The following is a 21,327-nucleotide window of genomic DNA, read 5'->3' as shown; positions in this document are numbered from 1 at the left end:
GTGCGCGGCGGTCACAGCAGACCACCGCCCATTACATTGCCCGCCAGTCCGATCACCACGGGGATGATGCCGAGACAGATGAAGGCGGGCAGAAAGCACAGCCCCAACGGCCCGCTGATCAGCACACCCGCACGCTCGGCCGCGGCAGCCGACGCATCCTCGGCCCGCGTTCGTTGTGTCGCAGCAAGTTCCGTCATCGCCGACGCCATGGACGACCCGGCCCGGGCTGATCGGCGGGCCATCCTGGCCAGAGCCTCGGTCTCCGGATCCTGCGCGACGGCGTCCCACGCGGTCGCGGCGTCGGCACCGAGTTCCAGCAGATCGGCCGCCTTGCGGAGCGCAACACCGAACGAGGTCGGAGCGGACTGTGCCGCCGCCGCAGCGGCAGTCGATATCGGCAAACCCGACCGCAGACATGCGGCGAGCAGATCGAAGGTCGTGGCCACCGCGAGCGAGTCGGGTGGCGGCGCATCGACGGCGTCGGCGACCGCCCGGCCCTCGGGTGCGAGCCTGTGCAACCCGCCCGCGACCGAGGGCAGCGTGATCAACGCCGTTGCGACACAGAGCACCGCCACCCACATCACGTCGTCACCTTGCCGGTGATCGCATCGGTCCACAGCAGTCCCGCGCAGCCCAGCGCCGTGCCGATGAGCAGCAGCATTCCGCCGAGCCCACCGCCGAGCAGAATGTGCAGCGGATCGGCTCCCATCAGCTGGCCGAGCGCGACTCCGAGAATCGGCAGACCGGCCAGCACCAGCGCGGTGGCACGGGCACCGGCGAGGGATGCGTCGGTTCGTTCGCGAAACCGTCTGCGCCCCAGCATGTCCTCGCGAACAGCATCCAGCAGCTCGGCAAGTGCGAGCCCGTGCTCGTCGGCCACCCGCCACGCGGCGGCCAGTCGGCCGAGCTCGGCGTCCAACACCGAATCGGACGCAGCGATGCCGTCGGCAGCCCTGCCGCCCAATCGGGAGCGCGATGCCGCACCCCGCAGTGCCGTCGACGCGATGCCGCCGCACTCGTCCGCCGCAACCGCGCTGGCCGTGGCCGGATGGGATCCGACGCGGAGCTCTCCGATCACCACCTCGACTCCGGTTGCGAGCCAGTTCAATTCCTCGGCGCGCCGGTCGCGTTCGAGTCGCCGACGGTAGCGCCGCCATCCGGTACTGCCCGCCACCGCCGCTGCGCTCACTGCCCAGATTCCGCCGAACCACCACACCGCCCCTGCCGCAAGCAGAGCGCAGCACGCCGGCACCATCCATCGGGGCGCGGACGACGCCGTCCGTCCTTCACGAGGCAACCGACGGAAACTGCTCGGCCACAGAGCGACTGCCACAGCGAGGGCCATGAGGGCGGCCGTCATCCGGCGTCACCGCAGCGGCGGTCGAGCAGTTCGACGAGCCGACCTTCGCCCGGCGTCGGTTCGCCATCCACCGACCAGGCCGCGGCGATGTGCACTCGCCCGGTGGGATCGACGTCGACCACTCCGATCTCACGGAGACGCCGAGTACCGTCGGCGCTGCGATGGACGTGCAAGACCACTTGGACCGCAGCGGCGAGTTGGCTGTGCAGCGCGTCTCGCCCCATTCCGCCCAGTGCCGCAAGGGCTTCGAGTCGGGCGGGTACCTCGGCCGGGGAGTTCGCGTGGATGGTTCCGGCTCCACCGTCGTGACCGGTATTGAGAGCCGTCATCAGGTCGATGACCTCGGCCCCGCGCACCTCACCGACGACGAGTCGGTCGGGTCGCATTCGCAGGGCTTGACGCACCAGTTGGCGCACCGATACTTCCCCCACCCCTTCGACATTGGGCGCGCGAGCCACCAGACGGACCACGTGTGGATGGGCCGGTGCCAACTCTGCCGCGTCCTCGACGCACACGATGCGTTCGGCCGGATCCACCTCACCCAGCAGTGCGGCCAAGAGTGTAGTTTTTCCGGCGCCGGTACCTCCGACGACCAAGAACGCCAAGCGGCCGAACACGATTCGACGCAGCAGCTCGTACCCGTCTTCGGTCACGGCTCCCGATGCACGGAGCGCGGCGAGTCCCTGCGTCGCGGGTCGCAGAACTCGAAGCGAGACACACGTTCCCCCACTCGCCACCGGCGCCAGCACAGCGTGCAGGCGGACGCCGAACGCCCCTTGCCCGACGCCCGGCAGTCGCCCGTCGACCCAGGGCTGCGCGTCGTCGAGTCGACGGCCGGCAGAGAGGGCGAGCCGTTGCGCCAGCCGCCGAACGGCAGCCTCGTCGACGAAGCGAACTCCGGTGCGCTCGAGTCCGCGACCACGATCGATCCATACCTGATCCGGTGCGGTGACCAGTACATCGGTCACTCCGGGCTCGGACAGCAGCGGCTCCAACGGACCCGCGCCGGTCAGTTCGGTCTGCAGAACACGAAGGGCCGCAAGCATATCGGTGTCGCCGATCACTCCCCCGGCTTCCGCTCGAATGGCCGCGGCGACGGTGGCGGGAACAGGAGCGTCGGCCGATGCCGCCAGGCGATCGCGGACGCGGTCGAGCAGATCCACGGTGACGACTGCGCTCACGCCGCCCACCGCTGACCACCGGGCTTGTGCGCGAACGTATCGAGCACTGCGTTGGCTGCTGCGGCCAGCGGCGAACGTCGGCCCAGCACCAGACCTCCTCGTTCGAGGCGCTCGGCCAACGCGGGCTCGGCGCGCATCGACGTCAACAGCGGAAGTTCGAGGGCGGCGGCGATATCGTCGGCCCTCAGCCCACCCGGCGCAGGCCCACGAACGACCAGGCCGACATTGGCATTTCGATCCACCACATGCGCTGCCACCACCTCGGCCGACGTCACGGCTCGCAGTTCGGCCGGAAGTACCAGCGCGACGAGGTCCGCCGCGGCGTACAGAGCGTCGGAGACGTCGCTGGGATGACGCGGAGCGTCGCACACCACCAGATCTCCCGCTGCGCGTCCTGCGTCGAGTACAGCCGCCACTGCGACGGCGGAGAGTCCGACACTCCGCTCGTCGGATCTGCCCAGTGCCAACACCGACAACCCGTCCCGCGACGGCAGCGCGCCGTGCAGCGCGTCGCCGGAGACTCGGCCACCTTCGACGACCAAACCGGACCACCGCAGACCCGGAGCATTCTCCCAGCCGAGTAGCAGGTCGAGGCCGCTGCCGTAGCGGTCACCCTCGACGAGGAGTGCACGTCGGCCCGAGCGGCCGCTGCAGAGTCCGAGTGCGGCGGCGAACGTGGATGCACCCGCGCCACCGCGGGCGCCGACCACCGCGATCACTCCACCGTCTCCAGACGCTACCGACGCGGGTTCGCCGAGTATGCGCACGAGTGCGTCCTCGTCCCACGGCAGCGAGACCACGTGCTCGGCACCGAGCGATGTGGCGATTCGCCAATCGTCGAGTGTCGGCGGCGCGTCCGTGACCAGAATGACGCCCGAGCGGCGCGGAAATCCGGTCGCCAGTGCCGCCTCGGCGGACACGAAATCGACCAAAAGAATTCCGGCGCGGTCCCACATCGAACGTGTGGAACCGATACCGACCAGTAAGTTCTGCTCTTCCACAACACAATCCGCGGCTGCGGCGATTCGATAGACGTCCTCGCGGAGACCGCGAAGTTCGATCGACATCGTCACTACCGGGTGCGTGATTCGCCGTCGCACGTCCGTTTCCATGCGGCAAGCCTGCGTGAGAATCTGCTCGAGATGCGCGCGACTTGGGGAAATGTGGATAGATCCGGGCCTGTGGATGAATACCGGTACTTCTGTACCAGTTTTCGACCTACCCCAGAAAAGAGGACGACCCTCGCCAGGGGGGGAGGAGGCGAGGGTCGTCTGGTTCAGCCCCGGGGGGTCGGGCTGAACACCGCCCGGGATGAACCGGGCTCGTAGAAAATACTACACCCGTGGACGTCCTTGTTTGCAAGTTCAACAGTCCGTTTTTCTCGACCGCATCGGACCGAGTCCACCAGTGGCACCGCGCAACATCCACCGGTCACCACCGGCCACTATGGTGACAAACGTGACCCAGAGCGCGAGCAACGACGACGTCCCGGCCGGCCGACGCGCAGCGCGCGTCGCGGCATTCTTCGACCTCGACAAGACGATCATTGCCAAGTCCAGCACGTTGGCATTCAGCAAGCCGTTCTTCGACCAAGGACTCATCAACCGGCGCGCCGTTCTCAAGAGCAGCTACGCGCAGTTCTTGTTCCTGCTCTCCGGAGCCGATCACGACCAGATGGAGCGCATGCGCGCCCATATCGCGAGCATGACCGCAGGCTGGGACGTCGAACAGGTGCGAGCGGTCGTCGCCGAGACTCTGCACGACATCGTCGACCCCCTCGTGTTCGCCGAAGCCGCCGATCTCATCGCCGACCACAAGCTCCGCGGACACGACGTCGTGATCGTGTCGGCCTCCGGCGACGAGATCGTGCACCCCATCGCACAACTACTGGGTGCCGATCACAGCATGGCCACCACGATGGTGACCGTGGAGGGCAAGTACATCGGCGAGGTCGACTTCTACTGCTACGGAGAGGGCAAGGTCGACGCCATGAACGCCCTGGCCGCGCAACACGATTACGACTTGACGTCGAGCTACGCGTACTCGGACTCGATCACCGACGTGCCGATGCTGCGCGCCGTCGGGCATCCCACGGCCGTCAACCCCGATCGCGCACTGCGCAAGGAAGCCGCCTCCCGCGGCTGGCCGATTCTCACCTTCTCCAACCCGGTCTCGCTGCGATCACGGATCCAGACCCCGTCCGGCAAGACCGTAGCAGCAAGTGCCGCAGCAGGTTTCAGCGCTCTTGCCGCAGGCGCGATCACCTACGGACTGCTCCGAAGAAAAAGATGACGCCCAAACCCTTGATGTGAGGAGCGTCACGGGGTACAAATGACGTACGGAAGAACGGAAGGCCAAGAACGAATCGGAAGAGAAGATTCGCTCTCCCGACCGGGATTCCCAGCACGGACACCAGGCACCCACGCGGAGCAGCCACCTAATGGCAGAAGCGCTGTGGGCCTGCGAGATTCGTCGATGATCAGCAAGAACCCTGCACCGGTTGCAGGGATGACCTCATCACCGTCGAACCCTCGCCGAGGCCACGTGGTTTTCCATCACAGCCCACCTGAGCACGCTTGGTAACCAGGCGCTCCGTGCTAACGGGCGGCGACGTCGACGCAAGTCGACATCGCCGCCCTTTTATGTGCTCGCTACTGCAGGCTCCGCTCGCGGCCCTTTTATGTGCGCACAAGCCTCACTGCGCAGCTTCGGCAATCGAAGTCGCTTCTGCCGCACCGGCTTCGAATGCTCCGCAGCACAGGATCACCCAACTCCCGACGCCGGTCGCGGTGCCCTCGGCGAATCCCGTCGCGCCGTCTCGGTAGGCATTTGCCCGACGCATCCAGCTCACTTCCGGCACTCCGAGGTTGTGGGGGTCGAATCCGGACGACGCTGCGACCAGTCTCGATGCAGCCCGCGCAACGATGCCGTCGGCCGAGCCGAAAGCTTTGAGCGTCAACAGTTCACCGTGTACCACCGCCGCGATCACCGGGGCAGGTGCGGACGTTCCACCTGTCACCAGTTGAGCGAGCAGGTCGAGTCGATCGCCGACGCCGGCGTCGCTGCGGGGACGTCCGAGTACGGAGGCGTCGTCGACGAGGTCTGCTGCGGCCAACAGGTGCAGTCGTGCGAGGGTCTGCAGCGGTGCGCGCTTCCATGTCGAGACCGTGTTCTGCAGTGCATCACCGTCGAGGGCAGCCGCCACTCGCAGCGCACCAGCCAGAATGGGGTCGCCGTCTTCGCCCTCGCGGGGGAAGTCCATCGAACCACCCTCGAGAGTCGACGACGAGCGGGCCGCACGCACCGCGGCCTCGGCGGCGGTGGCCGGCCAGCCACGACGGTTGGCCTTGTGCCGATGCACCGCGCCCAGAGCGTCGCGCGCACGTTCGGCAGAGTCGAGAACTCCGGGCAGTTCCAGTAGCGGGGCGAGGGGGTCCGTCACGACAGACGACGGTACCCCCTCCCCTCACCGCCTACTTCGCTCCGGCCGCCAACAGCTCGGCGCGCGCCTGACGACGCTTGGCCTGTTCGGCCGGGTCGGGCACCGGGACGGCTGCGAGCAACCGCTTGGTGTACTCGTTGGTCGGACGGCGCAGAATCTGATCCGTCGTACCGAACTCGGCCAACTTGCCCTTGTTCAGCACCGCGATGCGCTTGGCCAGCACCTCCACCACAGCGAGGTCGTGACTGATGAACAAGCACGCGAAACCGTACTCACGCTGCAATTCCTTGAACAGCTCGAGCACCTTGGCCTGCACCGACACGTCGAGTGCAGACGTCGGTTCGTCGGCCACCAGCAACGTCGGCTCCAGGGCCAAAGCCCGAGCGATACCGACACGCTGACGCTGCCCACCGGACAGCTGGTGGGGGTAACGGTTACGCATGGTCCGCGACAGGTGCACCTGATCGAGTAGTTCCTCGACCTTCTTGTTCCGCTCGGAAGCACCGAGTTCGGTGTGCAGCAGCATCGGCTCGGCGATGGACTGACCGATCGGCCAGCGCGGGTTCAGTGACGAACCCGGATCCTGGAACACGATGCCGACCTTGCTTCGCACCGACCGCAGATCGCGATTCGTCGCCTTGGTGATGTCGACACCCGCGATCGACAGCGTGCCACCGGTGAGCTTGTTCAGCCCCACCACGGCCTTGCCGATCGTGGACTTGCCCGAGCCGGATTCACCGACGAGACCGACGACCTCACCCATCTCGATGTCGAGGCTGACCCCGTCGACGGCCCGGAACACGGTGCGGCCCGGGTAGTCGATGACGCCGTCGACGATGCTCAGTGCCCGGGTGTCCTCGACGGCGCTCGGCTGAGCGATGGTTCCCGCCGCCACGGACTCCATGCTGCTGCCCAGGTGCGGAACCGAGGCGAGCAACTGCTGCGTGTACGGATGCGACGCATCCTTGAAAATCTTCTGCGCAGCATCAGTTTCGACGATCACGCCGTCCTTCATCACCGCGATGCGATCGGCCATGTCTGCCACCACACCCATGTCGTGGGTGATCAGCACGATCGACGCGTCGATGCGGTTGCGCAGGTCGCGCATCAGGTCGAGGATCTCGGCCTGCACCGTCACGTCCAGAGCCGTGGTCGGCTCGTCCGCGATCAGCAGCGCCGGATCCGAGGACAGCGCCTGGGCGATCATGGCGCGCTGACGCTGACCACCGGAGAGCTGATGCGGGTAGTAGTTCACCCGGGTCTCCGGATCCGGCATCTCGACGAGCTTCAGCAGCTCGACGGCCCGCGCCTTCGCTTCCTTCTTCGACAGCGAGGTGTGTGCCCGGATGGCCTCGGTGATCTGCCAGCCGATCGAGTACACCGGATTGAGCGCCGTCATGGGCTCCTGGAAGATCACCGCAACGTTCTTGCCGCGGATGGGTGCGAGCTGCTTCTCGGGCAGTCCGACCAGTTCCTTCTCGCCCAGCTTGATGCTGCCCGACACCCGTGAATTGTCGGCCAGCAGACCGGGAATGGCCATGGCGGTGGTCGACTTACCCGATCCGGACTCACCGACGATGGCGAGTACCTCGCCGGCGGCGACCGTGAACGAGACGGAATCGGCGGCCTTGCGCCATACCTTCTCGACCTCGAATTCGACCGTCAGATCGGTGACGGTCAGAACCGTGTCCTTCTGAATACTCATGTCAGTTCCGTTTCGGATCGAGTGCGTCACGGAGTGCGTCGCCGAGCATGATGAACGCGAGCACCGTGACGGAGAGGAACGCGGCCGGGAACAGCACCAGATACGGTGCCGTCAGGAACACGTTCTGACCGAGGTTGATCTGCAGGCCCCACGAGATCTCGGGAGCTTGCAGTCCGATTCCGAGGAACGTCAGCGTCGCCTCGGCCGCGATGAACGTACCCACCGAGATGGTGGCGTAGATGATCACCGGCGCAAGGGCATTGGGCAGAATGTGCCGCACCAGAATTCGGTACGTGGACGCACCCAGCGCCTGAGCGGCCTGGACGTACTCGCTGTTCTTGATCGCGATGACACTCGATCGGACCAGTCGCATCGCCGTCATCCAGCCGAACACGATCAGCGCGAGCGAGACGGTGAAGATCGTGCGCTGTGCGGTCACCGTCAACAGAATGAGGGCACCGAGCAGCAACGGAATTCCGAAGAACACATCGGTGAAGCGAGCCAGGATGCTGTCGATGAAACCGCCGAAATAGCCTGCGAGAGCACCGATCAGCACACCGATGATGAGCACACCGATGACCGACAGCACACCGATCGACAGCGAGATCCGCGCACCGTAGATGACGTTGGCGTAGTAGTCGCACCCCTGGATGTCGGTGCCGAACCAGTGCTCGGCACTCGGGGTCTGGCGCGAGTTCGACAGCGAGCACACCCGGGGATCGATCCCGCGGGCAAACAGTTGCGGGAACACCGCCATCACCAGGAGCACGGCGAGCAGGAACGACCCGATGATGAAGAAGGGGCTCTTGCGCAAGAACTTCCACGCGTTGCCCCACAGGCTGGCCTGGCCGACCAGATCGACGGCCTCGCCGGTGATGACGTTGCCCGGCTGACCCTCGTCCGCCGCATGCTGAGCTGCGTTCGTGTCGTCCTTATTCATAGCGAATCCTTGGATCGAGAACCGCGTAGAGAACATCCACCACGAGGTTGAAGAAGATGTAGAAGAACACGAAGAGCGTCACGATGCCGACGACGACGGCACCTTCCTGACGCGCCAGTGCGTCGTAGATCGCGCGTCCGAGACCCGGCAGGTTGAACACCGTTTCGGTTACGATCGCACCGCCCAGCAGACCGCCGACGTCGGCACCGATGAAGGTGACGACGGGAATCAGTGAATTTCGCAGAGCATGGCGAACGATGATGCGCCGGTTGCTGATTCCCTTCGACTTCGCGGTGCGGATGTAATCCGCTGCCATCGACTCCGCCACGGACGTACGAGTCAATCGGGCGACGTAGGCCATCGACAGCGACGCGAGCACCAGGCCCGGGAGCAGGTAGCTCGACCATCCGTTGTTGATACCGGAGATCGGGAAGACACCCAGTTTCACGCCCAGCGTGAACTGCGCGATGAAACCGAGGACGAAGACCGGAACCGACACCAACAACGTCGTCGAAATGAGCACGAGGTTGTCGAAGAACGACCCCTTCTTCAGGGCCGAGAGCACACCCGCTGCGATACCCATGACGGTCTCGAAGACCACGGCGACGATCGTCAGCTTGATGGTGACGGGCAGGGCCCGCTCGATGGTGTCGAGCACGGGGCGGCCGGAGAAGTCGGTGCCGAAGTTGCCCTGGAAGAATCCACCGATGTACTTGAGGTACTGGACGACCAGGTTGTCGTCGAGGTTGAAGTCGTCGCGCAACTGCGCGACGACGGCAGGGGCGAGCGGGCGATCTCCGGCGAGGGCGCGGATGGGATCACCGGGCAATGCGTAGACCATGGCGAAGATGAGAAAAGAGGAGCCGATCAGGACGGGAATCGTCAGCAGTAATCGGCGGGATATGTAGCGACCCACTGTGGTTTCTCCTTGGATGCGGCGATCCTGCGAATCGGGTCTCGCTGACGCAGGTCTTCGGTGGGCGTCGAGCCCACCGCCGAAACGAACCGATGGGTGGCAACGGAGTCACATCCGTTGCCACCCACCGGTGTCCGTTATTAGCTGACTACGACGTCCTCGAGGACGATGTCGCCGGTGTTGTCGATCTTCACGTCGGAGACGCGATCGGACCACACTGCCTGGTTCAGGCCGTAGAACAGCGGCGTTGCGGGCATCTGCTGGAACAGGATGTCCTCGGCCTTCTGGTAGTCGGCCGTTGCAGCGTCGATGTCCTCGGCGTTGTTGCCCTCTGCGAGAGCGGCGTCGAAGGCCGGGTCGCTGAAGAACGTGGCGTTGCTACCGGCCGGCGGCAGTGCCGCGGACGAGTACAGCGGGGACAGGAAGTTGTAGATCGACGGGTAGTCCATGATCCAGCTCGAGCGGAACGGGCCGGTCATACCCTTGGCGTCCTGCAGCGGCAGGTACTGAGCGAACTGCAGATCGCCGCGCAGTGCGTAGTCGACACCCAGGTTCTCGCGAATCTGGTTGCCCACCGCCGTCATCCACGAGTCGTGTCCGGCACCGGCGTTGAACCACAGGTCCACCGGCTGGCTGCGATCGAAGCCGGCCTCGTCGAGCAGACGGTTGGCCTCGTCGGCGTTGAGCTCGCAGGTGGCACCACACGCATCCTCGCGGTAGCCCTCGACCACGGGAGAGGCGAAGGAATCGGCGGGGGTACGGGTGTCGGTGAAGATCGCCGTTGCGATGGCCTGGCGATCGATGGCCATCGAGAACGCCTTGCGTACGTTCGGGTCCTGGAACCGCGGGTCGTACGTCGGGAAGCCGAGCGAGGTGATGTCGGGACGGGCGCGATCGGCGTAACGATCACCGAACTGGTCACGCGCAGTGGCCCAGGCGTCCTCGGGCAGATCGAGCATGATGTCGAGTCCACCGCCCTGGATATCGTTGTAGCCGGTGTTCAGCTCGGTGTAGACCTTGAAGTTGACGCCCGCGGACTTGGCGGCGTTGTCGCCTGCGTAGTCGTCGTACTTGGTGACGGTGAAGCCCTGTCCCGGAACGAAGTCCGAGTCGGCCTTGAACGGGCCGTTACCGATCGGGCGGGCACCGAATGCCGTCGGGTCGGCGTAGAACGCCTCCGGCAGCGGATCGAACGCGGTGTAGCCGAGCGTCAGCGGGAAGATTGCGAACGGTCCGTTGAGCTTGACGGTGAAGGTCGTGTCGTCGACGACGCTCAATCCGCTCAGTTCGGTCGCAGTGGGCTCGGCGGTGTCGCTGCCCTGCAGGTCTGCGTAGCCTTCGATGTTCTCGAAGAAGTACGAGGCACCGAATGCGTTGGTGCTCAACGCATTGTAGCTCCACGCCTTGGTGAAGGACTCCGAGGTGACCGGGGTGCCGTCGTGGAACGTCCAGCCGTCCTTGAGCTTGACGGTCCAGGTGATGTTGTCCTCGGACTCGACGGACTCGGCAACGCCGTTGTACTCGACGCTGTTGTCTTCGTCGTTGAACGTGACCAGTGGAGTGAAGAGCGCCTTGAGGACCTGGCTGCCTTCGCTCTCGGTGGTGTTTCCGGGAACCAACGGGTTCTCCGGCTCGCCGATGTAGATGCTGTAGATCCCGTCGGCGCTGCCACCGGAGCTCGAGCCACCGCCGCCACAGGCGGCGAGCAGGCTCGCACTCATCAGCACAGCCGTGGTGACGACCGCGGCACGTTTGATACGCAAGGAAAATCCTCCATCCAGATGTGAACACGGGGTCATCCGTGCTCAGTTCCTCGGGCGCGACGCCCGGGGATTCGTGGGCGACCGCATGGCACGGCATGTGAGCCGTTCCAACGATCTGATGGGATGGACTTTAGACACATCCTGAAACGAACATGTGAACTCCCCCAGATTTTGCTGACCCGTGAGTAAGCCGGAAACATGATCGAAACGTTTCGGCAAGTCGATTTCTCACACTTCGGACTTCCGCGTCGTGGAGGCGGCTCGGCGAGAACCTCGATTACCGCCCACCGTGCAGAAACTACCGATCACCGCAGATCAGGGGGTTGCAGGCGATTGCAACGGTGCGATTGCCATCACATGTGACTACCCTCACAAGGGGCTCGAGACCGGCACGGAAGTGCAGTTTCATGAGCGAAATGCACCGGACGAAAGTGAGCTATTCGAGATGACGACCAGTACCTCCGGAACCGACGAGACCGCGGTTGCCTCCTACGCACCCTCGGCCGAGTTCTCGGCTCAGGCGAACGCCGGAACCGAGCTCTACGCCGCCGCCGAGGAGGATCGACTCGGCTTCTGGGCCGAACAGGCTCGCCGACTCCACTGGCACACCCCGTTCACCGAAGTTCTCGACTGGTCCGACGCCCCCGTCGCCAAGTGGTTCGCCGACGGCGAGCTCAACGTCGCCTACAACTGCGTCGACCGCCACGTGATCGACGGACACGGCGACCAGGTGGCCATCCACTGGGAAGGCGAGCCCGGCGACAGCCGCGACGTCACCTACTCCGATCTGCTCGCCGACGTCAGCCAGGCCGCCAACACCCTGACCGAACTCGGCCTCGTGTCCGGCGATCGAGTCGCGATCTACATGCCCATGATCCCCGAGGCCATCGTCTCGATCCTCGCGTGCGCTCGCCTCGGCCTGACCCACTCGGTCGTCTTCGCCGGCTTCTCCGCCACCGCACTGCGCTCGCGCGTCGACGACGCCGAGGCCAAGCTCGTCATCACCACCGACGGTCAGTGGCGACGCGGCAAGCCCGCTCCCATCAAGGACACCGTCGACGAGGCCGTCGACGGGGCGGCATCGATCGAACACGTGCTGGTCGTCAAACGCACCGACTCCGAGGTCTCCTGGACCGAGGGACGCGACCTGTGGTGGCACGAGACGGTCGCCAAGGCGTCGAAAGAGCATGAGGCGCAGCCGTTCCCGGCCGAGCACCCACTCTTCATCCTCTACACCTCGGGCACGACGGGTAAGCCGAAGGGCATCATCCACACCTCCGGCGGCTACCTGACGCAGACCTCGTACACCCACCACAACGTCTTCGACCACAAGGCCGGAACCGACGTCTACTGGTGCACCGCCGACATCGGCTGGGTCACCGGGCACTCCTACATCGTCTACGGGCCGCTATCGAACCGGGCGACGCAGGTCGTCTACGAGGGCACGCCCAATTCGCCCGACGAGCACCGGCATTGGAACGTCATCGAGAAGTACAAGGTCTCGATCTACTACACCTCCCCCACCCTCGTTCGTACGTTCATGAAGTGGGGCAAGGAAATCCCCGGGGCACACGATCTGAGCTCGATTCGTCTGCTCGGCTCCGTCGGCGAACCGATCAACCCCGAGGCGTGGCGCTGGTTCCGCGACGTCGTCGGCGGCGGCACCGCACCGATCGTCGACACCTGGTGGCAGACCGAGACCGGCGCGATCATGATCTCCCCGCTGCCCGGCGTCACCGCCACCAAGCCCGGCTCCGCGATGGCCCCGTTGCCCGGCATCTCCGCCAAGATCGTCGACGACGACGCCAAGCCACTGGGCAACGGCGGCAACGGCTACCTCGTCCTCGACGAGCCGTGGCCGTCGATGCTCCGCGGCATCTGGGGCGACATGGACCGCTACAAGGAAACGTACTGGTCGCGGTACGCCGAGGAGGGTTGGTACTTCGCCGGTGACGGTGCCAAGTACGACGACGACGGCGCACTGTGGGTCCTCGGCCGCGTCGACGACGTCATGAACGTCTCGGGCCACCGCATCTCGACGTCCGAGGTGGAGTCGGCACTGGTCACCCATCACAGTGTCGCCGAGGCCGCGGTGGTCGGTGCCGCCGACGACACCACCGGTCAGGGCATCGTCGCGTTCGTCATCCTGCGGGCAGGCGAAGAGAACACCGGCGACGCATTGATCGCCGAACTCAAGGCGCAGGTCTCCAAGGAGATTTCGCCGATCGCCCGGCCGCGGGAGATCTCCATCGTGCCGGAGCTGCCGAAGACGCGATCCGGCAAGATCATGCGTCGCCTGCTGCGCGACGTGGCCGAGGGCCGCGAACTCGGCGACGTCTCCACCCTCGTCGACCCGAAGGTGTTCGAGGCGATCAAAAAAGGCCGCTAGCGGCCGGTGGTGCGGTTGAGTGCCTCAGAGGGCACTCAACCGCACCACTGCCTCAGGCACTCAGATCGAACACCGTGTAGTCGCCGACGGTCCTGGGTGTGAAGGTCTCAGCCACCCAGTCACCGATCGCCGACGGTCTGGTCTTGCCCGTTCCCTCGATGAAGTAATGGATCTTTCCAGCGGCCACGTCGGCCTCGAATTGGTCGAGCGTGGGCGACGGGTCGGTTCCGGAGAATCCGCCCACCGGCATCACCGGGTCGTCGGTCGCGAGCTGTATGCCCGCGGCGGCGTTGGATCCGACGGTCGCCGCCACCCAGGTGTAGTTCTGGGCGTCGGATTCGAGTAGGCCGGTCAGCTCTGCGTCCGGTGCGGCTGCGGAGCCGAATTGTGCTGAGCGGCCGACACTTTCCTCATGCGATCCGGTTCCGTAGGCTGCGGTCTCGGACGCAACAGCGGGCCCGGCCGACGGACCTCCTCCACTGTGCGGGGTGACCACGGTATCGGCGACGTAGGCGACGGGGCCTGCCAGAGCGACCGCAATTGCCGCCGCTCCCAGTGCAATCGAGACCGTTCGAGACATCCGGACCACGAGGGCGAGAGCCACAACGATCCCGACTCCCAGCACGACCCATCGGAGCCACGGCACGAACTCGGGTGTACGAGCGAGAAAGACGAACGACGTGGCCGTGGTGACAGCCGACGCAAGCGCGAGAATCCAACGGCACCAGACGTTCTCGCGTCGCACCCACAGTTCGCGCAGGGCAGCTCCGACGATGGCGGCGATCGCCGGTGCGATCACGATCGTGTAGTAGGAGTGGAAGGTGCCCGACATGAAGCTGAACACCAGCGAGCACCCGACGAGCCACAATCCCCACATCACGTACCAGGCGCGCCGAAAGTCCTGTCGGGGCGCTCTGCCGCGCAACACGATTCCCGTCACCACGAACACGAGCGCAGCCGGTATCAGCCACGAGATCTGACCACCTTGCGCGGCAGCGAACATGCGGGTGATGCCCGTCTGCACCGCATCTCCGGCATGGGATGCCGCACTGCTTCCGTGTTCGTTGCCTGTCAGTCGACCCAGACCGTTGTAGCCGAATGTCAGGTCCAAAATGCTGTCGGTCTTCGACCCGCCGACCCACGGCCGGTCGGCAGCCGGGACCAACTGCACGATGGCCACCCACCACCCGGCCGTCACGAGTACCGCGGCACCGGCCGCCGGCAACTGCAGCATTCGGGTTCCGAACCTCGGCGGACCGAACGCCGCGTACGCCACGGCAAGAGCTGGAACGACGAGGAACGCCTGCAGTTGCTTCGTCAGAAACCCCAGGCCGACAACAGCTCCGGTGACCACCAGCCACCGAGTTCGCCCGTCCTCTAGCGCGCGAAGCATCGCCCACGCTGCTGCCAACAGGGTGAGGGTGAGCAAGGCGTCGGGATTGTCGTAGCGGAACATCAGCGCGAAGGTCGGCGTCGTCGCCAGGACCGCACCCGCGATCAACGCTGCCCCGTAGCCGAATCGACGGGCGACGATCGCGTACAAGATTCCCACGCTCAGCACGGCCAACAGCACCTGCGGCAGGAGCAGCGACCAGGAGTTGAGGCCGAAGATTCGTACCGAGAGCTCCATGACCCACAGCGACGCAGGCGGCTTGTCCACCGTGATCGAGTTCGCGGCGTCGGACGAGTCGAACAGGAAGGCCTTCCAACTGATCGAGCCGGCCTGAACGGCTGCAGCGTAGAAGGAGTTACCCCAGTGCTCCCGATTCAGGTCCAGGGCGTAGGCCCCGGCTGTTCCGGCGAGAAGGGCGGCGAGAGTGGGCATTGCCCAGCGGGGGCGGGCGATGTCGTGTTCGAGGACGGTCACAGTCGATCACTGTTGCCCTCGATACTGAGGATGTGTGATCAACTTCCTGACAATCGCCTGTCTATCCAGGGATCACGGAAATGAGCAGACGCAGGTGAGCGGAAACTCGACCCCTGCTACGAAGCTCGGAGTGGAGCCTGCGGAACGACCGCAGGCTCCACGCTCACGTGCGGCGCAGCCGCTCAGACGCTGTCGAGCGACTGGTCTCGTGTTTCCTTCATGATCAGCAGAGCGATCAGCGTCAACGTTGCAGCGATGGCGAGGTACACGCCCACCCAGCCGACGCCGTAGCTGCTCACCAGCCAGGTCGCGATGAACGGTGCCACTGCGGCACCGAGGATCGACGCGGTGTTGTACGAGATTCCCGAGCCGGTGTAGCGCACGTTGGTCGGAAACAGTTCCGGCAGAACGGCACTCATCGGTCCGAAGGTCAGGCCCATGAGGCCGAGGCCGACGCACATGAACACCAGCATCCGCGAGGCGGACGCGGTCTCGGGGTTCGCGAACCAGTGGAACGAGAGCCCGAACAGCACGATCGCCGACGTGATGACGATCAGCGTGGGACGACGGCCGTACTTGTCGGCCAGCAGCCCGGCCACCGGAATCAGCGCCGCGAAGAACAGCACGGCGATGAGCTGCAGCTCCAGGAAGTCGGTGTAGGAGATCGCCAGCTTCGGACCGTTGACGTCGGACACCTTGCCCGTTCCGTAGCTGACCACCCACGTGGTCATGATGTAGAACAGCGTGTAGGTGGCGAGCATGACGAACGTTCCGATGATCAGCTGACGCCAACTGGTCTTGAACACCTGAGCGAGCGGAGTCTTGACCTTCTGACCGCGCTCGACGGCGAGCTTGAACACCGGCGTTTCCTCGAGCTTGAGCCGGACGTAGAGGCCGATGATGACCATGACGGCGCTGAGCAGGAACGGGATTCGCCAGCCCCACGTCAGGAACGCGTGATCGGTGCCCGAGTTGACCGAGTCGTAGCCCGTCGCGATGACGATGAGCAGGAAGATGCCGTTGGCGAAGAAGAACCCGATGGGTGCGCCCAGCTGCGGGTACATCGCCGCCCAGGCTCGCTTGCCCGGCTTGGCGGTTTCGGTGGCCAGCAACGCTGCACCGCTCCACTCGCCGCCGAGACCGACGCCCTGGGTGAAGCGCATGATCGCCAGCAGAGCCGGAGCCCACAGCCCCACCGCGGCGTACGTGGGCAACAGTCCGATCGCGAACGTCGCGACACCCATCGTGAGCAGGGACCCGACGAGGGTCGCCTTGCGTCCGATGCGGTCGCCGAAGTGGCCGAACAGAATCGACCCGATGGGTCGCGCGACGAAAGCGAGGCCGAAGGTAGCGAACGACGCCAGCAGTGCGGTGGTGTCGTTGCCCGCGGGGAAGAACAGACGCGGGAAGACGAGCACTGCGGCGGTGGCATAGATGTAGAAGTCGAAGAACTCGATGGACGTGCCGACCATCGAGGCGATCACGATGCGCGATCGCGGCACCTGAGGTGCGGGAATTGCACCGTCGGCGGCGACGGTGTGTGCTGAACTCACGAATGCTCCTGAAGGGGGAAGTTCCCTGCAAATTACCTGATGAACACCTGAGAATTTCACGACCCGGGCGTGTCCGTTGCCCGATCGCGTAAGTTCCTCGAGTTTGCGGCAGGTGGTACCGAGGTACGCGTCCAAACAAGGGCGAGCGTCGCCCGCCCTCCGCGGAACAGTTAACCTGCTACCGAGGCACTACTGTCGATACGATCTTCCGCACAACACCGAGCAGAGCAATTACAAGGGGTCGAGAGTTGAGCGTCAGCAATGACAAGGGATACGGCAACGGCGTCCCGAACACGATTTCGTCGATACCTCTGACCGATGTCGATGCCCGCACCCCTGGTAGCGCCAGCATCGGAAATCTCGTCAAGGACGCCACCACTCAGGTCTCGACGCTCGTGCGCGCCGAAGTCGCCCTCGCCAAGGCCGAGGTCACCGGCGAGGTCAAGAAGGGTCTGCAGGGCAGCGTCTTCTTCATCATCGCGTTGACGGTGTTGCTGTTCAGCTCGTTCTTCTTCTTCTTCTTCGCCGCTGAGCTGCTCGATGTGTGGCTCTACCGCTGGGCCGCATTCCTCATCGTGTTCGCCGTCATGGTGTTGGCCGCGGCGCTGTTCGGTTTCCTCGGCTACCGCCGAGTCAAGAAGCTGCGCAAGCCCGAGAAGACCATCGACTCGCTCAAGCAGGCGTCGACGGTGCTGCCGAACCAGCACGATTCCATCCCCGGAGTTCCCGGCTACAAGAAGTAGTAGCCCGGCGAATCGAGCAGTATGAATCAGCCCGATCCGTCCACGGTCCGGTATCCGGGACAGTGGATCCATCGCGACATCCACGCCAACGGAATTCGGTTCCATATCGTGGAGGTCGGCGAACACGCACCGGACGCACCGCTGGTGGTTCTGCTGCACGGCTTCGCCGACTTCTGGTACTCGTGGCGACACCAACTCGAGGCGCTCGCGCGATCGGGTGTTCGTGCCATCGCCGTCGACCTGCGCGGCTACGGTGATTCCGACAAGCCTCCACGCGGATACGACGGGTGGACTCTGGCCGGCGACATCGTCGGACTCGTTCGCGCTCTGGGCTATCCGAACGCCACGTTCGTCGGCCACGCCGACGGCGGTCTCGTCTGCTGGGCCAGCGTTGCGCTCCACCCCCGCTTGGTTCGTTCGATGGTGCTGATCAACGCCCCGCACCCCATCTCTCTGCGGCGGGCCGTGTTGAAGGACTCGGCACAGCGCGCCGCGCTGCTCCCGCACTTCGTTCGCTACCAGGTTCCGCTGCGCCCCGAGAGACTGCTGACGCGCCGAGGCGGTGCCGCGGTCACCGAGTTGATGAGCAACCGCGCCGGGCCCGAGTGGAAGACCACCGAGGACTACGCGGACACCACGGCCAAGATGAGCTCGGCCATCAGAATTCCCGGTGCTGCACACTGCGCACTCGAATATCAGCGCTGGGCGTTCCGCAGCCAGTTCCGCGCCGAGGGCCGCCGCTTCATGGACGCCGTCGACGTACGAACCTCGATTCCCGTCGCGCAGATCAGCGGCGACCTCGACCCGTACGTACTGCCCACCACCCTCGACAGAGACCGGCACTGGGCCCCCGGGCTGACGCGTCGAACAGTGCGGGACGTGGGCCACTACGTGCACCAGGAAGCTCCCGACGTGGTGTCCGAGGAGATCCTGCGGGTCGTGCGCGAGAGCTAGACGATGCAGTCGCCCGTGCCCACCGGCACCGGGGCATCGAAGCTCTGCGCGAGTTCGTCCGCGATCTCCGACGCGGTCAGCACGAATCCGGTGTCGGGGTCGTCGACGGCCGCACCGAACACGACGCCCAGTACCTCACCGGACGAGTTGACCAGCGGTCCACCGGAGTTGCCTTGCCGCACCGATCCGCGAACCGTGTACACCTCACGTTGGACGGTTCCGGTGCGGTAGATGTCCGGGCCGCTGAGGTTGATGATCTCGCGGATGCGTGCCGGGCTCGCCGTGTACGGTCCGCCGCCGGGGTAGCCGAGCACGATGGCGTCGGTTCCGGATTCGGCCGGCGTCGGCGCGAACGTCAGCACCGGCGCCTCCAGCTGCGGAACACGAAGCACCGCAACGTCTTCTTCCGGATCGAACAGTACGACGTCGGCGTCGAGCGGTCCGTTCGGCGAATCGACCGTCACCTCGGACGTGCCTGCGACGACGTGTGCGTTGGTCATCACCAGATCCGATCCGACGACGAATCCCGAACCCTCGAGCGCCTTCTGGCAGCTCGGTGCGATGCCGTTGATCTTGATGACGCTCGATTGCAGTTGCACCGGAATCGGTCCCGCTGCGATACCGGAATCGGGAGCGGCGACCTCGGCGACCGGGGTGCGACCGAACGGGCCGATGACATCCGGTAGTCCGGAGGTGTCGAGCAAGGCCGAGAACTCCTTGGGTACCTGACGCAGCCAGTCCGGTGCCACTTCGTCGACCTTGCCGAGGACCGTCGATCCACGGACCGCACTGGCAACCTCGGGCTGCGAGGACGACGTCAGCGGGATGGCGAGCAGCCACGCGGCAGCGAGCACCGCGACGGCCTGTAGCCCGGCACCGATGGTGCTGTCGACCGAACGTGCTGCGCGGGAATGGATTCCGCTACGTAGCGCCCGCCCGAGGACCATGCCGGCAACTTCACCGACGATCACCAGCACCACGATCAACGCGATGCCGACGAACACCCGCATCCGCGAACCGTCGACGTGTTCGAGCACGTGCGGTGCCACGAGAATGCCGGCAACGGCACCGAGCACAACGCCGAGAAACGCCAGCGCCGACGCCACCGCCCCCTGCCGCCATCCCGACGTCGCCGCCAGCAGTGCGATGGCAACCACCGCGATATCGACCCACCCTGAACCTGTCACCGATCGAGCCTCGCTCCTACCGCAGTCAAGCTGGCCTCCAGATCGCGTATGTCCCCCGTGTCCCACTCGGGCTCCCAGCCCGATACAGCCAGCAGACCCGCCAGGATACCGCCCGTGAAGCCCCACACCAGCATTCCCTGCACAGCGAACGCGGGGCCCTGGTAACCCGCAGGGTGGCGCACCTGGAATCGGTTGTTCGGATCGAGCAACTCGCGCAACGGAACTCGCACCACTCGCTCGGTCTCGCCGGGATCGACGACGCGCACCGGCGTCGGTCGCTCCCAGTACGAGAGCACCGGAACCACGTCGAAGCGCGACGGCGGAACGTAGATGCCGGGCATCGTGGCCAGCGGTACGACACCTGCCGGATCGAGTCCGGTTTCTTCCTGCGCCTCCCGCAGCGCCGTACCGATCGGGCCGTCGTCGCCCGGATCGGTGGCACCGCCGGGGAAGGCGATCTGCCCGCTGTGATCGCGCAACGTCGACGCGCGCTGGGTCAGCAGGACGTCGGCGTCGGCAGGCAGTCCGCCGGGCGCACCGGGGTCCGCGGCGGCCGGGCCGCCGAACAGCACCAGTACGGCGGCAGACCGTGGTCGGTCGGTCGGCGGTGCCTGACGCTGCAGCACGGGGTTGGTGCCGGTGGTGTCGGTCAGACCGCCCGCTCTGCCTGCGACGTCGAGCATCCGCCCGAGCCAGTCGGGTGCGCTCACGAGTCGACTCCGAGGTTCACGCGGACGGCGTCGGCGATGTCGTCGACGCTCCGGAAGGGTTGAGTCAGCACCTCGGCGACAGTGCCATCCGCAGATATCAAAACGGAAACGGGAAGCACGTTGGGTGCTTCCACGGCGGCGGCGACGCGGCCGCCGCCGTCCTGGACTCCGGGCAGCGTGATGCCGTAATCGGCGAGCCGGGTCAGGCCGTTGGCCTCGTTGGCGTCGTTGTGGACCGTCAGGACGGTGACCGCATCGCCGGCCCGTTCGGCGTACTGCTGCAGGTACGGCAGCTCTTCGGCGCATGGCCCGCACCAGTACGCCCAGATGTTGAGCAGGGCAGGACGCCCCGCGAGTACCTGGCCGAGGTCGACGTACGAGCCGTCGCCGATGCATTCGAGGGTGATGCCGGTCAGCGGCCCCGCGGCGTTGCCCGACGGCGTCGGACAAGCGGCGAGACCGGCATCCCGACGCAGTGGCGCGAGGGCCTCGGGGGTGTCTGCCGCGCGACGCTCGTCGGTGGCGGGTGCTCGCTGCCCGAGGCCGGGTGAGTTCGTGGGCTGCGCGGTCTGCACGTCGTCGCGGGGCCACAGCGCGTAGACCATCCCGACCACCAG

At 65.6% G+C, this 21,327-nt stretch carries 18 protein-coding genes; 4 read left to right on the top strand and 14 right to left on the bottom strand.

The features are described from left to right. Positions 1–11: 11 nt before the first annotated feature. From CH271_RS01740 to ssd, 4 genes are read right to left on the bottom strand one after another with little or no spacing between them, the layout of a single operon-like run. A complete protein-coding gene (locus CH271_RS01740; protein ID WP_256986134.1) occupies positions 12–584 on the bottom strand; it encodes a type II secretion system F family protein in 573 nt (190 codons plus the stop codon). Further along, complete coding sequence (locus tag CH271_RS01735) at positions 581–1,360, bottom strand: type II secretion system F family protein (RefSeq protein WP_094632328.1); 780 nt, start codon at positions 1,358–1,360, stop codon at positions 581–583. Before CH271_RS01735 ends, CH271_RS01740 begins: the two co-directional genes overlap by 4 nt. Continuing rightward, on the bottom strand, positions 1,357–2,541 hold the full coding sequence (locus CH271_RS01730; RefSeq protein WP_094632729.1) for a TadA family conjugal transfer-associated ATPase: 1,185 nt from the start codon (positions 2,539–2,541) through the stop codon (positions 1,357–1,359). Before CH271_RS01730 ends, CH271_RS01735 begins: the two co-directional genes overlap by 4 nt. Beyond that, complete coding sequence (ssd, locus tag CH271_RS01725; protein ID WP_094632326.1) at positions 2,538–3,653, bottom strand: septum site-determining protein Ssd; 1,116 nt, start codon at positions 3,651–3,653, stop codon at positions 2,538–2,540. The genes CH271_RS01730 and ssd overlap by 4 nt, the downstream gene beginning before the upstream one ends. Positions 3,654–3,987: 334 nt before the next feature. On the opposite strand from ssd, the gene CH271_RS01720 reads away from it, so the two are divergent. Beyond that, positions 3,988–4,833 (top strand): HAD-IB family hydrolase, encoded by an 846-nt coding sequence (locus CH271_RS01720; protein WP_252342019.1) that lies wholly within the window; start codon positions 3,988–3,990, stop codon positions 4,831–4,833. A gap of 403 nt (positions 4,834–5,236) precedes the next feature. Here CH271_RS01720 and CH271_RS01715 read toward each other — a convergent pair whose 3' ends face one another. The 5 genes from CH271_RS01715 to CH271_RS01695 form a co-directional block, all read right to left on the bottom strand. Next, complete coding sequence (locus tag CH271_RS01715) at positions 5,237–5,983, bottom strand: oxidoreductase (protein ID WP_094632324.1); 747 nt, start codon at positions 5,981–5,983, stop codon at positions 5,237–5,239. Positions 5,984–6,014: 31 nt separating this feature from the next. Further along, entirely contained in the window at positions 6,015–7,688 is a 1,674-nt protein-coding gene (locus CH271_RS01710) for an ABC transporter ATP-binding protein (protein ID WP_094632322.1), read from the bottom strand. A gap of 1 nt (position 7,689) precedes the next feature. Beyond that, positions 7,690–8,628, bottom strand: coding sequence for an ABC transporter permease (locus tag CH271_RS01705; protein ID WP_094632320.1), 939 nt, complete (start codon positions 8,626–8,628; stop codon positions 7,690–7,692). Beyond that, positions 8,621–9,544 (bottom strand): ABC transporter permease, encoded by a 924-nt coding sequence (locus tag CH271_RS01700; RefSeq protein WP_037187869.1) that lies wholly within the window; start codon positions 9,542–9,544, stop codon positions 8,621–8,623. The genes CH271_RS01705 and CH271_RS01700 overlap by 8 nt, the downstream gene beginning before the upstream one ends. 140 nt (positions 9,545–9,684) lie before the next feature. Then, a complete protein-coding gene (locus CH271_RS01695) occupies positions 9,685–11,307 on the bottom strand; it encodes a peptide ABC transporter substrate-binding protein (RefSeq protein ID WP_037188904.1) in 1,623 nt (540 codons plus the stop codon). Between the two features lie 445 nt (positions 11,308–11,752). On the opposite strand from CH271_RS01695, the gene acs reads away from it, so the two are divergent. Further along, positions 11,753–13,696 carry an acetate--CoA ligase gene (gene acs, locus CH271_RS01690; protein WP_037188902.1) on the top strand — a complete coding sequence of 648 codons (1,944 nt, stop codon included), beginning with the start codon at positions 11,753–11,755 and terminating at the stop codon, positions 13,694–13,696. Positions 13,697–13,748: 52 nt separating this feature from the next. On the opposite strand, the gene CH271_RS01685 is transcribed toward acs, so the two are convergent. Both CH271_RS01685 and CH271_RS01680 read right to left on the bottom strand, forming a co-directional pair. Further along, the gene (locus CH271_RS01685) at positions 13,749–15,521 is read right to left on the bottom strand and encodes a glycosyltransferase family 39 protein (protein ID WP_094632727.1); all 1,773 of its coding nucleotides are present in this window, start codon (positions 15,519–15,521) and stop codon (positions 13,749–13,751) included. Positions 15,522–15,745: 224 nt separating this feature from the next. Beyond that, positions 15,746–17,116, bottom strand: a complete 1,371-nt coding sequence (locus tag CH271_RS01680; RefSeq protein WP_179274852.1) for an MFS transporter — start codon at positions 17,114–17,116, stop codon at positions 15,746–15,748. Positions 17,117–17,364: 248 nt separating this feature from the next. On the opposite strand from CH271_RS01680, the gene CH271_RS01675 reads away from it, so the two are divergent. Beyond that, the gene (locus CH271_RS01675) at positions 17,365–17,859 is read left to right on the top strand and encodes a phage holin family protein (protein WP_032395253.1); all 495 of its coding nucleotides are present in this window, start codon (positions 17,365–17,367) and stop codon (positions 17,857–17,859) included. A 21-nt stretch (positions 17,860–17,880) separates the two neighbouring features. After that, entirely contained in the window at positions 17,881–18,813 is a 933-nt protein-coding gene (locus tag CH271_RS01670; RefSeq protein WP_094632318.1) for an alpha/beta fold hydrolase, read from the top strand. Here CH271_RS01670 and marP read toward each other — a convergent pair. From marP to CH271_RS01655, 3 genes are read right to left on the bottom strand one after another with little or no spacing between them, the layout of a single operon-like run. Then, a complete protein-coding gene (gene marP / locus CH271_RS01665) occupies positions 18,810–20,000 on the bottom strand; it encodes an acid resistance serine protease MarP (RefSeq protein ID WP_094632316.1) in 1,191 nt (396 codons plus the stop codon). The genes CH271_RS01670 and marP overlap by 4 nt on opposite strands. Beyond that, entirely contained in the window at positions 19,997–20,683 is a 687-nt protein-coding gene (locus tag CH271_RS01660; RefSeq protein WP_037188898.1) for an NUDIX hydrolase, read from the bottom strand. Before CH271_RS01660 ends, marP begins: the two co-directional genes overlap by 4 nt. Positions 20,684–20,706: 23 nt before the next feature. Continuing rightward, on the bottom strand, positions 20,707–21,315 hold the full coding sequence (locus CH271_RS01655) for a TlpA family protein disulfide reductase (protein WP_094632726.1): 609 nt from the start codon (positions 21,313–21,315) through the stop codon (positions 20,707–20,709). Between the last annotated feature and the right edge of the window lie 12 nt (positions 21,316–21,327).

Source organism: Rhodococcus sp. 05-340-2 (assembly GCF_002258915.1).
Classification (GTDB): Bacteria; Actinomycetota; Actinomycetes; order Mycobacteriales; family Mycobacteriaceae; genus Rhodococcoides.
This window is presented reverse-complemented; position numbering and strand designations above follow the sequence as displayed.